Genomic DNA, 13,509 nt, shown 5'->3' on the forward strand with positions numbered 1-13,509 from the left:
GAGATTTCGCTGCGTTTACCATATTTTTCTTGATTTTCTTGAAACTAAGATTATCCTATCTCAATCCTATTCGAGATAATACTCTTTTCAAGAGTTTCACATCAAATCACCCCTGGCAGATATCCCAGCTCTTGCAAAATTATCCTGCAGGATAATGGTATCGGGCCTCCAACTCAGTCAGGATCACAAAAAATCCCAGCAACTCAGGGCTGGGATTCCTAGGTTTCGTTGGAGGTAACTCATGCACCGGTGTCATATCCCTTATAACAAAAAAAAGAGCGATCGTTCCCAGAACTTCAAAACCCCCAACTTAGGACTCCACCATCGTCCTTGACGGAAAAAGTACACAGGGCCCTTAGCCCGGAGCCACTGCCGTACCGCTTGACAAAACTCGGGGCTGAACTGCATCGAGTCGATGCGCCTGTCGGGGATTAATCCCGGTTCATAAAGCTTCTGAGCCACCCCCAGGGTGTGTGTTGGACTGAATTGAATGCGCGATCCGGCCACCTACTGTAGGGCTGAGGTGGTGAAGGGATCCGGGGGCTTCTTGCCCATGAGCTTGCCCTGTGCCTCAAGGTTGATTCTTGAGCGTGCTCCTGGCGTCCGGTATCGTCCATTTGGCTCTGGAATCGCGCCGAGTATATTTACAGCGGATTGCGCCATTGTCCGGGGTAAAACCAAGGGAGTCCACGCCTTGCAGCATTGAGGTTTGTCCAGGAAATGGGGCGATCGATCCTGTGCCAGTGATTAATATCACTGCGATCTAGTATCCCAAGGGTTAAGGTGCCTACACTGACTGGAAACGAATCCGTAATTAAATTTCGCACCGCTATGGGTAGAGTAGCAACCCGACCATTAGACCTCATCGGTAGTGTAAGTTTTAGGATTGATGCCCTATCGGCAAGGGGTTTAGTGGGATCAGGCGTACATCTAGATTAAACCCACCACGGGCGATCTACACACTGCAAGGAAGATAAGTCATGTTAAAGATGAAGTCAGCGCGATCTAATTTTTCACTGACCACCTTATCCGCTGTCATTGCGCTTTCCTCGATCAATATTGTCCTCGCGGATGGGGTTCAAGCTTGGTGTGGTAATGGATGCTCAAGCGACCCTGATGCGGGAATTGCTTGTACTGATTGGGAACCCGGATCGAGTTCTTCAAGCTGTCAGGCAAAGGCAATATGTTCTTCTGAATGTACGGTTTGGAGTACCGCAAATAAGGGAGTGGATCGGATGCTCCGGCTAAAACCGACTTCCACAGAACATGACCTGACTCTGTTTCAACAACAAGTCAAAGGGGTCATAGGTGTGCAGACAATGCCTAAATCTAAGTTCTGGCAACAGGCAAGATGAGAACCATCTTCCCAGATAGTCGTTCAATCAAAGCCCGAACCCCCTGATTTTCCCTTGGGGCAGGGCCTCTAATTCTAGGAGTACTACCATGTCTAATATTCGAATCTCTGATCTTCAGAACACTGGCTATGAACTGTTTTCAGATCCTGAAAGCTACCTCAAAGATCTATCAATGGATGAAACCATCAAGGAAATAGGCGGAAAGCCGAAAACTGCAACCGTGGGTTCTCTGATTGCCACGGGTGTATCAACACCTGTTTGTATGGGCGCTCTGGTCGGTTATACCATTTGGGGCTGAGTTGACGTGCTAGTGCGGGTTTCAAAGGGCAGGAAAGCCAGAAGAATTGCCTATACTGGGGAACCTGCACCTGCACCCCAAGCTAAAACTTCAAAATTCTGACAATATGGGGTGATTAGAGCAAGATCATGGCAAGGGGCGATACGTCCCGCATGACTGGTTTCTATCAGTGGGATTCGCCCAAAACAAGTGCCCTTCTGTTTTGAGAACTGACAAACACAGAAGGGCACCCAAGGGTCAAAGCTTATCGGGACGTGAGAGTAATTAAGCGTCACCCTCAATGTAAAAAAACAAAAGTCCCATCACCACAACGGGCATGAGCCAGCCGATGGCTGGAATCAAAATCCAAGGTAAGAATGAAGCTGCGTAATCGCCTACCATAAATTTCTCCTAAACAATCACTCTAAACTTTATAAGAATCTGAAAACTCAGTTCACGAGTCCACTGAAAATAGCGTCAATTCCGGCAAAGTGATCAAGCAAGAAGTAGGCCATAAATGCGCTGCCTACACCGCCAATGAAAAACCCACTGGCAAACTCATTCCACCCTTCTGAGGTCTTGAGTGAATCCGTTTCGTCCGGACTGTCAGCGGCGCTCTTTAAGGACACGAGACCATGTGCATTCATGGCGATAGTTCCTAATAGAACCAGCGCAATGGCAGTCAGAAAGGCCGCGAGGAAAGGCTCGGCTGCATAATCGCGATTGGTTCCAAAAATGACTTCTGGGCCCACCAGAAAGTAACCGTGAGCCAATCCGATTTCAAGGCCTCGACCCAACGGCGAAAGCCCTTTGCGATATGCGGGGAGGTTACTGATGAGTGCGTTGGCAAAGCCAGAGGCTGAGATAGGCGTAGCGAGATGTCCAGCAAATGGATCACCATTGTAGGGTTGAACTACCTGCTTAAAGCTAGATTCTGCCATTATTCCTAAATTCTCCTTTGAGTGGATACCTTGTTGAGTGGATACCTTCTGGGTGGACTGAAGAATGAAATGATAGCAAGCATTATAAGTGGGGAAGGGTACAGCTCCCTAAAACCTTTCTATGAGCGTTACAAAAATTAAATTTATCTAGCGTTCTGTGCAGTTTTTTTATCTATACAATGAATTTCTGTAAAGCACAATCTAAACGTGTTTTAACTTGATTAGTTTATGCCACATAAGTTGCATAAATAGAGGGTTCTGTATACCGTTGCGAAAAAGGGTATTCGCCCTGATGAATAAGTCAAGGCTTGGGACCTGCGTCTCGGGTGTGGCGGTCGGACCATGGACCCGTTGATTTGAGCGGCGGTGTTGAGTTCATTTTCAAGAGTTTTATTCCGGGTCGTCCGAGGCTGTAGACTGGAACAGTCTGTTTTTCAGGAACCATCCATCAACCTCCAGTCACAATGCCGAGAAAAGCAAAATCTAAGTCCCAGGAACCCTCTCGCCCCCGGTTGACAGGGAAACAGCTGCTGCGCGAGGTCAAAAAGCTGAAGGGATTCAATAAGAGCGGTAAAGCCAAGGCCTGCGGCTACGTGACGCAAACCCAAGAGGGTAAAGAGCGGGTACACCTTGCGGAGTTCATGAATGCTTTGCTGGAAGCCAAGGGCATTGAACTCGATGGTGAGAACGCCCCAAGGCGCGGACGGGGGTTGTCCTATCGTGCCTCCGTGCAGCGCAACGGAACCGTGATTATTGGGGCAGGCTACACGAGAGAAATGGGAATTGAACCCGGTGCCGTCTTCGAAATCAAGACGGGTCGCAAACGGATTCAGCTCTTGCTCGCTGAAGCAGACAACGACGATGAGACTGAGTTTGAAGATGAGGATGGCTTTGACGAAGATGAAATTGACTGAGGCCTGCGGCCAGGGCCATGACCTGCTTCGGGCGCTGCTCACCGAAGTGTGTCCTATCCTTGATCAGTGGACAGACGATGATTGCTGACCAGGAGATCAATTTTCTAAGAGAAGGCCGCAACGGATCAAGGACGGAGCGATCCTATATTCCCCAGAGCGGCAATCCGTCCTTAAAGACCAGCAGTTCGCCGGGTTGGAAGGGAGTCCAGCGTTCGTTATCGGTGAGACCGGTGGTTGCAATGATGGCGACGCGATCGCTCGGGGTGGTTAGCTCCTGAAAATCCACGGTGAGGTCCTCATCGATGAGATGCGCGGCAGCAAAGGGAGCCTGGCGTACCAGGTAGCAGAGTTTGGTGGAGCAATGGGCAAACAGATGTTCCCCGTCAGAGAGCAGGTAGTTAAAGATATCCTGACGGGCGATGGCCTGGGTAATATCTTGCAGCACAGGATAGAGATCCGGAAGGTCGGGTTTTCCCAGGGGAAACACCTGCCGGAGGCGATTGAGAATTTGGCAAAAGGCCTGCTCACTGTCGGTTTGACCAACGGGTTGGTAGAATCCTGGGGCCTGCTGGGACAGATGAGGCAGATCGCCGTTGTGGGCAAAGACCCAATAGTGCCCCCACAGTTCTCGCTGGAAGGGATGACAGTTTTCCAAGCCTACGGCACCCACGGTGGCTTTACGAATGTGGGCAATCACATTTTTGGATTTGATGGGGTACTCTCGCAGAAGAGCCGCCACGGGAGAGGTGGTTGAGGGGGCGTCATCTAAAAAAAGGCGGCACCCGGCGCCTTCGAAAAAGGCAATCCCCCATCCATCTTTATGTTCATCCGTCTTACCGCCCCGAGCAGAAAAACCTTCGAAGGAGAAGCAAATATCCGTGGGCACATTGCAATTCATCCCCAACAGCTGGCACATGATGGATAAGGGATCATTTTTTAAGATCTATCCCTTAGATTGTAGTGCGCGGGAGCGACCTCTCCAAGGGGGCGAGGGGGCGCTAAAACCTGACTCGGGTTCCCGAGGCCAGTTGCTCGGTGGGATGGAGGATGACCCTGTCGTTTTCGCTCAGCCCGTGGATCACCTGGGCCGCGTTGGGGTTGCGTTGCCCAAGGGCGACGGTCCGCTGTTGGGCTCTGCCCCCTTCCACAGTAAAGGCGCACCAGTGGGAATCGTCGACTTGCTCAGTTTCGCAGCGGAAGAGGGCGCTGAGGGGAACCTGCAGGACATTGTCTGCTTCCCAGATCACAATGTGAGCTTCGACGCGATAGCCATCGCCCAGGCGGGTTTCACCCGCTTTTAATTCCGCGATAATGTTAACGCGCTGTTCCTCCACACCGAGGGCCGAGACTTTGGTGAAGGCGGAGGGTTCGATGGTGCGAACGGTGGCATAGAGAGGGTCCCCACCGCCCCACTGGGTGGCCCAGACGCGATCGCCCTGTTTGACCTGGACGGCATCGGTAGAGAGCACATCAATCACCAGTTCTAGATCCTTGGGGTTGCCGATTTCCAGGATGGGCGTCCCGGACTCGACGAATCGGGCGCTTTCCTGCAGCACCCTGAGGACCGTCCCGCTGGCGGGAGCCCGAATGGTCGTGCGAGCGGCTTCATCGGCAAGGCGGGCCAGTTCCGCTTTCACGCTGGCCATCTGGGCGGCATAGACCTCCTCCAGATAGTCTGGGTCGGACTGTTCTGCCTGTAAGATGGCGAGGGCCTCCCGGGCAGCGGCGACATCGGCAGCGGCAGCCTGGGCTTGGCGGCGGGCCACCTCCAGGTCGCGGGCGCGGGTGGTGGCGCGGAGGACGGCCTCTTCGCGGGCTTGCTGAGAGAGGGCCCCCTGGGCTTGCAGGGTGTCAGCACGCTGGCGATCGCGCTCTGCCTGATTCAGTGCGGCCTCTGCCTGCTCGGTGCGGGCCATGGCCTGTTGCTGATTGGCCTGGGCCGCGCGGATGCGCGCCTGTGCCTGCTGCAACGCTTCGGGTTTGGGCCGTTGCGTCTCGACCCCCCGCCGCTGGGCTTCCAGTCCCCGCAACTGCGCTTGGGCCGCGCGCACTTCGCTGGTGAGGGGCAGCGGGTCGATGCGAGCGATCACTTGCCCTGCCGTAACCGCATCGCCCGCCTCCAGGTCGATGCGATCCAATCGCCCGGCCACAGGGGCTGCGACCCCATAGCGCGATCGCACCCTGGTCCGTCCTTCTTCGGTCACGGTCACCACCAGGGTGTTCCGATCCACCGTTGCCACGCTGACCCACATAGGAGACGGGCGCAGCAGCAGAGCCAGGAGAAGGGCGATGGCCAGTCCTGCAAAAACATAGAGGAGAGGTCGAACTGTGGAGGGCCGTTTGAACTTCAAGAACTTCAAGGTGGCTACTCTCGGGTTTTGAGGACAGCAATCAAATCCAGTCGCTTCAGCTGACGGTGAATCAGCCAACCCGACAGTCCCGCCGCCATCAGCACCACGGCGGCAGCGAACAGGTAGGTGGCGCGGTTCACGACAAACGGCAAGCGATAGAGTTCCGAATCATAGGTGCTGGCCAGCAGTCCCACCAGCGCCCAGCCAATCCCAAAGCCTACCGGAATGGCCAGCAGGGTGAGGATGGCCTGTTCCCCCAACAAAATCACCGCAATTTCAGTCTGACTGAAGCCGATGATCCGCAGGATTGCCAGCTCGCGACCCCGTTCAGATAGGGCAATGCGGGCCGCATTGTAAACCACGCCAAAGGCAATGATGCAAGCAAAGATAACCAGGACAGCGGTGAACAGGCCTAGGCTGGATCCGATGGTTTCCTGGAACTGATCAAGGGTGGTTTGGCGCAGGGCAATACCGGCGATCGCGGGCGTCTGCTTGACTTCATCGTACAGATCAGCCATGGCCTGCCGGTCCACGGTCAGATAGGCCCCGGAAAGGGTTTGCCCCTCTTGCATGAGTCCATTGAGAGCATTGAGATCCATATAGGCCGAGACGCCGATCAGTTCGTCCACCAGGCCCATGACCTCAAGGGTAAAGGTCGGGCGCTGACCCTCCAGGACTTCGACGGTGAGGAAATCCCCCGGCTTCACCCCCAGCATATTCCCTAGGGTGCGGGTGAGTAGCACCCCGCTGGGGGGCAGGGCGATGGGACGCAATTTCCGATCGAGCAGGTTGCGTAGCTCGCCCTCGGGATCAAGGCCCTGGAGGCCCGTGCGGTGGCTGCGATGTTCGTAGCGCAGACGGGCCGCCACAGTGCGGAAGGGTTCTGCTTGCATCACACCGGGAAGATGGGCGAGGGCATAGCGGGCACGGGCGGGGCGGGGTTCGTTAAACACCAGGGTGACATCCTCCCGCTGCACCTGACGAAACTGGATGTCGATGATGTAGTGAATGGCGTCGCCCATGTAGCGCCCCACCATCAGAATCGCAATGGCAAGGGCAATCCCGAGGATCGAAAGCAAGCTTTGAACTGGCTTGCGTTCCAGGTTCCGCACAATAATGCGTCCCGATGCCGAGAAGACCCCCTGCAAGCCCCAGCGCTCCACCAGGGTGGGGCGGAATTGGGGTGGGGCCGCCGGGCGCATGGCTTCGGCGGGGGGGAGGGAGACAGCATGCTGCACCGAGGAGAAGGCACCCACCAGGGCGGCTCCACCGCTGAGGGCGATCGCGCTTAAAATCACCCCCGCTCCTCCGGCAAAGCGCAGTACCGGGAACTGGAAAAAGTGGGTGTAATACTGCGTGATCAGAGAACCCAACCACAGTCCCAAGGCCGCCCCCAGGGCTCCACCGGCCAGGGTAATCAGCAGCACCAATTTGAAATAATGCCCTCCCACCGCGCGATTTGAGTAGCCAAAGGCTTTGAGGACAGCAATTTGATCTCGCTGGTTGCTGATGACGCGGGAAAGGACAATATTCAATAAAAAGGCAGCGATGCCCAGGAAAATCATGGGAATGAACACCGCCGATACCCGCAAACTGGCAATTTCTTCACTCAAGAAGCGGTTAGAAATTTGATCTTCCCGCCCATAGGCTCCCAGGCCGCCATAAGGCTGCAAGCGTTGGTCCAGTTGAAACAGCACCTCCGGCAAGCGGGCGCGAGGGGAAAGGGACAGCGCCACATCGTTGAAGGCTCCCTCCAGGTCAAAGGCCGTTGCCAGGGCATCGCGCCCCATCCAGATCACCCCAAAGCGGCGATTGTCCGGCACAATGTCCGTGGGGCGAATTTCGTAGACATACTCCGGCGATAGCGCCAGCCCCACAATCTGCAAGGCCTCCCAGCGTCCGTTGATCACCGCTCCCAGCCTGTCTCCCAGTTCCAGGTTATTCGCTGCCGCAAAGGCCTCGCTGATCAACACCTCCTGCCGGTGGCTGGGATCAATGTAGCGGCCCTTGCGGATGAACAGGTCGTTCAGCATGGGCTGCGCGTCCGCCGGGATGGAGACGATGCGTCCGGTGGCTGGAGCCTCTAACCCCGGCACATCCAGGGTCACATCCACCACCACCCGAGTTTGCACCTGGATCACACCGGGGATTTCAGCAAGGCGGGGGGCGATCGCCGCTGGTGCCCGTTTTAAGGAGGCAAAGACATCTGCCAGGCGATACTCCGCGTAGTAGGTCGCCTGAGAAAGCTTCAGGGACTCGTAGGCACTCATCATCGTCACCATTGCCGTCAGGCCACAGGCCACAATCAGCACGATCGCCAGCACCTGCCCCCGCATGTGGATCAAATCCCTCATCAGCTTTAGATCCAGCGCTTTCATCGGCTACCACTCCAACTCATCGGGGGAAGCTTTCGTTGCATTCACCTCAATGCTGGATATCTCTCCGCTGCGCAGGGAAATGACCCGATCCGCCATGGCGGCAATGCCTGCGTTGTGGGTGATCACGGCAGTGGTTGTGCCGAATTCCTGGTTTGCCCTGGCCAGGGCTTCCAGCACCAGCTTGCCCGTGCGGAAGTCCAGCGCTCCGGTGGGTTCGTCGCACAGCAGCACCTCGGGCCGTTTGGCGATCGCCCGCGCAATGGCAACGCGCTGCTGCTCTCCACCGGAAAGCTGGGCCGGGAAATGATCCAGGCGATCGCTCAACCCCACCAAGGCCAGTGCCTCCTCGGGGGAAAAGGGATGGGAGGCAATCTCCGTCACCAGGGCCACATTCTCCCGCGCCGTGAGGCTGGGAATCAGATTATAGAACTGGAAGATAAACCCCACCGCCTCCCGCCGAAACCGGGTGAGGATGGCATCGTTTGCCTGCGCCAGATTCCGATTGCGAAACCACACCTCGCCACTGCTGGGCACATCCAATCCCCCCAGAATATTAAGCAGGGTTGATTTGCCACTCCCCGACGGCCCCAGCAATACCGCAAATTCCCCTTCATACAGCTCCAGGTTCACCCGCCGCAGCGCATAAACCCTGACCTCTCCCATGCGATAGGTTTTGCTCACCTCCCGCACCCGAAACACGGCCACGGGATTTGCCACCCCCGCTGATGCATCAAGGTTGGATCTATGAGGGCTGGATCTATAAGGGTTGTGTCCCTGTGCATTTGCCATTGGCCTTCCTCAACCCAATGTGTTGATCCTAAGAACCTCCGGTTTGAATCTCCAAAAAATTCATGTTTTTTCAACAAGGCTCAGGGGCGTCAGCAATCCCTTGCCCTGGCCGTAGAGTCCCAATCGTAGCCCTCTAAGCCTTCTCGGCACTTTGCACCAGGTCCGTGACCACCTCATAGGGCTCGTCCGGATAAAAGTGATTTGCGTGATCCATAATCCCAGGCAGGTAGGGCGGATGGGGTGGGCGCGCTTCAGCCTCGGGGTGAAAGGTCAAGGTATTGATCTCTAGCCATCCAGGTGTCCCCTGAAGCTGGGGAGGCTTAGCGATGGGAGTGCCGGAGACGCTGCCCTTGAAACGAAACCGATGACCGGGTCCCACCCTCCCCGTGAGATAAAGTCCATAGGGAGATCGCGCCTCAGAATCAGCGTGCAATGATAAATCGTGTAGTTCGAGCCAGCCAGGAATTGAATGCTCAGGATGATCGGTCATGATGGGTTGCCCCTCCTCGGTTTTCCAAAGAGTGTATCCAAAGGAGTCTGGATCCTCAACTTTTCCAGGCCGCAAGTTTTACAAGATTCAACACAACCAAAAACAGGGCGCGGGACAGCCCATCCCCCCCCGGCGAGAAGCGGCTTAGCCCAGGCGAATGAACTGGATGGGTTTGAGATTGAAGTCCTGCCTCCGATGGGCACCGATGACCAGCTTCAAAACTCTATCCGTAAATGACTGAAATTGCATGAGATATAGCTAGCCAAAGTTATACCTACGGTTACGAGGCAAGAGAGCAAGATAGGTCTAAAGATTGTTTTTTACCCGATCATTTCAAGCCCGTGCTAACATAAGCCCGAAATATCCCACCAGGAAAGGGTTATGGTTCAAGATGTTCTTGATTTGCCGGGTCCTCAAGGAAATACAATTGCAGGAAGCTTACTCGATTTAGGTCGCGATCCCCTGGGCTTTTTGACTCAATGTGCGAGAGAATTTGGAGACATGATTCCAATACAATTGGGTCTCACGTCAGCCTGTTTAGTTACAAATCCAGAATACATTGAGCAAATCCTCAAGAATCGGGATAATTTTATCAAAAGTCGAGGATTTCGAGTTTTAAAGCGTCTGCTGGGGGAAGGATTACTCACGGCGGAAGGGGAGTCGTGGTTTTGGCAACGTAAATTAGCCCAGCCCGTTTTTCAACAAAAGCGAATTCAAGGTTATGGGCGGGTCATGGTTGACTATACCGAACAGATGCTGCAAGCTTGGCACGACGGAGAAACGCGGGATATCCACCAAGAGATGATGCGTTTGACCCTCAACATTGTGATGAAGTGCATCTTTGACAAAGGCGTGGACGAAGGCGAAGCACAGACCGTTGCCCATGCCTTAGATGTGACCATGAATTGGTTTGAGAGCAAGCGTAAGCAAGGCTTTTTAGTGTGGGAATGGTTTCCGCGTCCAGAGAATCTCCAGTATCGTCAGGCGATCGCTGAGATGGATACCGCCATATATGAACTGATTCGTCAACGCCGCGCCAATCCTGAGGCCAGTACCGATCTGCTTTCCCTGTTGATGCAGGCCCGTGACGAGGAGAGCGGTGAGCAGATGGGCGATCGCCTGTTGCGAGATGAGGTGGCAACTCTCATGCTGGCAGGTCATGAAACCACGGCAAATGCTCTATCCTGGACCTGGATGCTGCTATCTCAGCACCCGGAGGTGCAGCAAAAGCTCCAGGCTGAGTTGCAAGAGGTTTTAGAAGGGCGTCCACCCACCTATGAGGATTTACCCAAACTGCAGTACACCCACAATGTCATCAAAGAGTCGATGAGATTGTATCCCCCAGTCTCTATTTTTGGGCGTGAGGCGACCCAGGATACAATAATTGGGGATTATGAGGTACATGCGGGGACGGTTTTGATGATCAGTCAGTGGGTGATGCATCGCAGTCCCCAATATTTTGATCAGCCCGAAGTCTTTCAGCCGGAACGCTGGGAGAACGATTTTGAGCGATCGCTTCCCCGAGGCGTATACATTCCCTTTGGGGATGGACCCCGCATTTGCATTGGGAAGGGGTTCGCCCTGATGGAATCGGTGTTGATCCTCGCGGCGATCGCCCAAAAGTTTCAGATTGAGGTGATGCCTAATTTTGCGATTATCCCCCAGCCCTCTATTACGCTTCGTCCTGAAACAGGTATCCAGGTAAGGTTGAGGCAACTCTAATCAGCCCCCATTGAGACCCATGCCCCCCATTGGGGTTGCATGGGCTCAGGCAAAACCTACGGGTCACCAATCCGGCACAAACCGTCTCTAGGCTTTTCCGGCACTGCCGAATAACCTGATTTTTTGGGCAATAATCTCTTGCATGGCCCCCGTTGATGCCTTCTGACAATCCAGGAGATCACCTTGAGAATTGGTTTTTCCATACTCTCGCCAAAACTGGAGATATTTTTGTCGAACTTCCGTGTTGACGTTAAACTTGCACACTCCCAATTCAATTGCCCTCTGAATCATCAGAGCCGGTAAGCCCGATGCGCCGTGCAACACCAGGGGAATTTCGACTTGCTGCCGGACTCTGGCCAGACGCTCAAAATCTAATCGGGGTTCACTGTAATACTGGCCATGAACGTTGCCAATGGTAACCGCGAGAAAATCCACCCCTGATTTTTCTACAAATTCCCTGGCCTGGTAGGGGTCGGTCATCTTGGCTTCCTTTTCAGACACCGTCATGCCATCTTCGGTGCCGCTAATCCTGCCGATTTCTGCTTCTACAGTCGCCCCCTTCCCATGGGCGAGGGCAGTCATCTGAGCCGTGAAAGCCAGGTTTTCTGGATAGGAAAATTTAGACCCATCAGCCAAAACCGATTGAATCCCTGCCTCCAGAGCCATTTCGATGATGGCCTGTTCCTCGCAATGATCGAGATGAACTGACATCGGCACCTTTGCCGAGTCTGCGGCTTCTAGAAAAAGTGCCATCAGAGGAGCCCCACCGTACTGGAGGACATGAGGCAAAACCTGTATCATTGCGGGGCTATGGTCCGCTTCGGCTGCGTTGACCACTGCTTTCGCGCCTTCAAGATTATATAAGTTGAAAGCACCCACGGCGTAGGAGTACTTTTGAGCTTTCTCTAAAAGGTCTTTGGTGGAAGTCAGCATTCAGGTTTTAGGGCGATCGTGCCTGAATCATACTCTGCGGGCTAATGATTAGTCTATATGGGGTGAACTAGCTTTGGATTGGCTCACTTTTGGTTTTTCTGTGCAGAAGCAACCGCAATCGCGGGGGAAATGCTGCCGTGTTTGAGCTAGGCGATCGCACCATAGGAGAAATTTGGAGACACAGGAGGACGGATGCCCCCCGAAGACGACTGGCCAGCCTATTACTGGAAATTCGGGGCCACGGCAGAGGAGCTAAAGGCGATCGACTATGTGTTGACGATTGGGAGTCAAAAGCCGGAACCGCCCGATATTGCCATCATTATTTGATTTTCCATCCCCCTTTCGGGGGAATGGGTTGGGCGACGAGAGGGCAGGAATTGCAGAGTCTACGGTGTACCGCTAGTTTCTATCCCCTTTCGGGGGAATGGATTGGGCGACGGTAAGGCAACTCAAGGCCCTGTTGACCAAGGCCAATAAAAGTTTCTATCCCCTTTCGGGGGAATGGGTTGGGCGACCCGTGTTACCACTCGAAAGCTTCACGATCTCCGAGGCGAGTTTCTATCCCCTTTCGGGGGAATGGGTTGGGCGACGGGTTGGTTGGCAGTTCGTGTTCCCCTCCGGTGAAGAAGTTTCTATCCCCTTTCGGGGGAATGGGTCGGGCGACTAGTTCGTCTTTCCGACCGGAGAAGAATCTCCGGAGGTTTACCAGTTTCTATCCCCTTTCGGGGGAATGGGTCGGGCGACGATGGCGATCGCGCTACCACTTGCTTCGGTGGGCATCGCGTTTCTATCCCCTTTCGGGGGAATGGGTCGGGCGACGCGGTCATTCTTTCGGCACTCTTCGTTGTATCATCTCGTTTCTATCCCCTTTCGGGGGAATGGGTCGGGCGACGTGCCGGTTGGCCAGCGTTAATGAGGCATGTCTTGGTGTTTCTATCCCCTTTCGGGGGAATGGGTCGGGCGACTTGGCAGGCTGTTCGAGGAGATGAAGTCAGTGTAAAGTTTCTATCCCCTTTCGGGGGAATGGGTCGGGCGACAGATAGGTTGGTCGGGTTTTGGGATGAAATCCCAGAGTTTCTACCCCCTTTCGGGGGAATGGGTCGGGCGACTCAGGGGGGCATCCCGGCCTCCCTACGGTCGGATCCAAGGTTTCTATCCCCTTTCGGGGGAATGGGTCGGGCGACAAATCCTCCGAGCTTGAAGCTCGAGGGTTCTCTTTCCCAGTTTCTATCCCCTTTCGGGGGAATGGGTCGGGCGACAAAAAGAAGTTGATGAGCTTCTTGACGAGATCCGATTAGTTTCTATCCCCTTTCGGGGGAATGGGTCGGGCGACAGTACCGGCTGAAACCCTTACCTAGT

The 13,509-nt window shown here is 54.6% G+C and carries 12 protein-coding genes; 4 read left to right on the forward strand and 8 right to left on the reverse strand.

Annotated features, from left to right (window positions below; genetic code table 11):
* Positions 1-1,443: 1,443 nt before the first annotated feature.
* A complete protein-coding gene (locus tag QQ91_RS13010; protein WP_166282696.1) occupies positions 1,444-1,653 on the forward strand; it encodes a hypothetical protein in 210 nt (69 codons plus the stop codon).
* A 264-nt stretch (positions 1,654-1,917) separates the two neighbouring features.
* On the opposite strand, the gene QQ91_RS13015 is transcribed toward QQ91_RS13010, so the two are convergent.
* Both QQ91_RS13015 and QQ91_RS13020 read right to left on the reverse strand, forming a co-directional pair.
* Positions 1,918-2,034, reverse strand: a complete 117-nt coding sequence (locus QQ91_RS13015; RefSeq protein WP_166282698.1) for a photosystem I reaction center subunit VIII — start codon at positions 2,032-2,034, stop codon at positions 1,918-1,920.
* Between the two features lie 47 nt (positions 2,035-2,081).
* Positions 2,082-2,573: a photosystem I reaction center protein subunit XI gene (locus QQ91_RS13020; protein ID WP_166282700.1), complete on the reverse strand. Its 492-nt coding sequence runs from the start codon at positions 2,571-2,573 to the stop codon at positions 2,082-2,084.
* A gap of 464 nt (positions 2,574-3,037) precedes the next feature.
* Here QQ91_RS13020 and QQ91_RS13025 point away from each other — a divergent pair, with 464 nt between their 5' ends.
* Entirely contained in the window at positions 3,038-3,487 is a 450-nt protein-coding gene (locus QQ91_RS13025; RefSeq protein ID WP_166282702.1) for an AbrB/MazE/SpoVT family DNA-binding domain-containing protein, read from the forward strand.
* Positions 3,488-3,629: 142 nt separating this feature from the next.
* On the opposite strand, the gene QQ91_RS13030 is transcribed toward QQ91_RS13025, so the two are convergent.
* From QQ91_RS13030 to QQ91_RS13050, 5 genes are all read right to left on the reverse strand, one after another.
* A complete protein-coding gene (locus QQ91_RS13030) occupies positions 3,630-4,403 on the reverse strand; it encodes a class II glutamine amidotransferase (protein WP_166282704.1) in 774 nt (257 codons plus the stop codon).
* A gap of 82 nt (positions 4,404-4,485) precedes the next feature.
* On the reverse strand, positions 4,486-5,838 hold the full coding sequence (locus QQ91_RS13035) for an efflux RND transporter periplasmic adaptor subunit (protein WP_250833352.1): 1,353 nt from the start codon (positions 5,836-5,838) through the stop codon (positions 4,486-4,488).
* Positions 5,839-5,852: 14 nt separating this feature from the next.
* The gene (locus tag QQ91_RS13040) at positions 5,853-8,216 is read right to left on the reverse strand and encodes an ABC transporter permease (RefSeq protein ID WP_166282706.1); all 2,364 of its coding nucleotides are present in this window, start codon (positions 8,214-8,216) and stop codon (positions 5,853-5,855) included.
* 3 nt (positions 8,217-8,219) lie between these two features.
* Positions 8,220-8,933, reverse strand: a complete 714-nt coding sequence (locus tag QQ91_RS13045; protein ID WP_250833353.1) for an ABC transporter ATP-binding protein — start codon at positions 8,931-8,933, stop codon at positions 8,220-8,222.
* A gap of 205 nt (positions 8,934-9,138) precedes the next feature.
* Positions 9,139-9,495, reverse strand: a complete 357-nt coding sequence (locus tag QQ91_RS13050; protein ID WP_166282710.1) for a hypothetical protein — start codon at positions 9,493-9,495, stop codon at positions 9,139-9,141.
* Positions 9,496-9,876: 381 nt separating this feature from the next.
* On the opposite strand from QQ91_RS13050, the gene QQ91_RS13055 reads away from it, so the two are divergent.
* Positions 9,877-11,217, forward strand: coding sequence for a cytochrome P450 (locus QQ91_RS13055; RefSeq protein WP_166282712.1), 1,341 nt, complete (start codon positions 9,877-9,879; stop codon positions 11,215-11,217).
* Positions 11,218-11,304: 87 nt separating this feature from the next.
* Here the strand turns inward: QQ91_RS13055 and QQ91_RS13060 are convergent, their stop codons facing one another.
* The gene (locus QQ91_RS13060; protein ID WP_166282713.1) at positions 11,305-12,150 is read right to left on the reverse strand and encodes a class II fructose-bisphosphate aldolase; all 846 of its coding nucleotides are present in this window, start codon (positions 12,148-12,150) and stop codon (positions 11,305-11,307) included.
* 192 nt (positions 12,151-12,342) lie between these two features.
* Between QQ91_RS13060 and QQ91_RS21665 the strand changes: the two genes are divergently transcribed.
* Positions 12,343-12,477, forward strand: a complete 135-nt coding sequence (locus tag QQ91_RS21665) for a hypothetical protein (RefSeq protein ID WP_284707177.1) — start codon at positions 12,343-12,345, stop codon at positions 12,475-12,477.
* Positions 12,478-13,509 lie beyond the last annotated feature (1,032 nt).

The sequence above is a fragment of the Lyngbya confervoides BDU141951 genome (genome assembly GCF_000817775.3).
Taxonomy (GTDB): Bacteria; Cyanobacteriota; Cyanobacteriia; order Thermosynechococcales; family Thermosynechococcaceae; genus Lyngbya; species Lyngbya confervoides.

Bases quoted from the DNA above. Each gene is read 5' to 3' on its own strand.
- QQ91_RS13010 (WP_166282696.1), top strand. From the start codon at position 1,444: ATGTCTAATATTCGAATCTCTGATCTTCAGAACACTGGCTATGAACTG.
- QQ91_RS13060 (WP_166282713.1), bottom strand. From the start codon at position 12,150: ATGCTGACTTCCACCAAAGACCTTTTAGAGAAAGCTCAAAAGTACTCC.
- QQ91_RS13015 (WP_166282698.1), bottom strand. From the start codon at position 2,034: ATGGTAGGCGATTACGCAGCTTCATTCTTACCTTGGATTTTGATTCCA.
- QQ91_RS13040 (WP_166282706.1), bottom strand. From the start codon at position 8,216: ATGAAAGCGCTGGATCTAAAGCTGATGAGGGATTTGATCCACATGCGG.
- QQ91_RS13020 (WP_166282700.1), bottom strand. From the start codon at position 2,573: ATGGCAGAATCTAGCTTTAAGCAGGTAGTTCAACCCTACAATGGTGAT.
- QQ91_RS13050 (WP_166282710.1), bottom strand. From the start codon at position 9,495: ATGACCGATCATCCTGAGCATTCAATTCCTGGCTGGCTCGAACTACAC.
- QQ91_RS13030 (WP_166282704.1), bottom strand. From the start codon at position 4,403: ATGTGCCAGCTGTTGGGGATGAATTGCAATGTGCCCACGGATATTTGC.
- QQ91_RS13025 (WP_166282702.1), top strand. From the start codon at position 3,038: ATGCCGAGAAAAGCAAAATCTAAGTCCCAGGAACCCTCTCGCCCCCGG.
- QQ91_RS13055 (WP_166282712.1), top strand. From the start codon at position 9,877: ATGGTTCAAGATGTTCTTGATTTGCCGGGTCCTCAAGGAAATACAATT.
- QQ91_RS21665 (WP_284707177.1), top strand. From the start codon at position 12,343: ATGCCCCCCGAAGACGACTGGCCAGCCTATTACTGGAAATTCGGGGCC.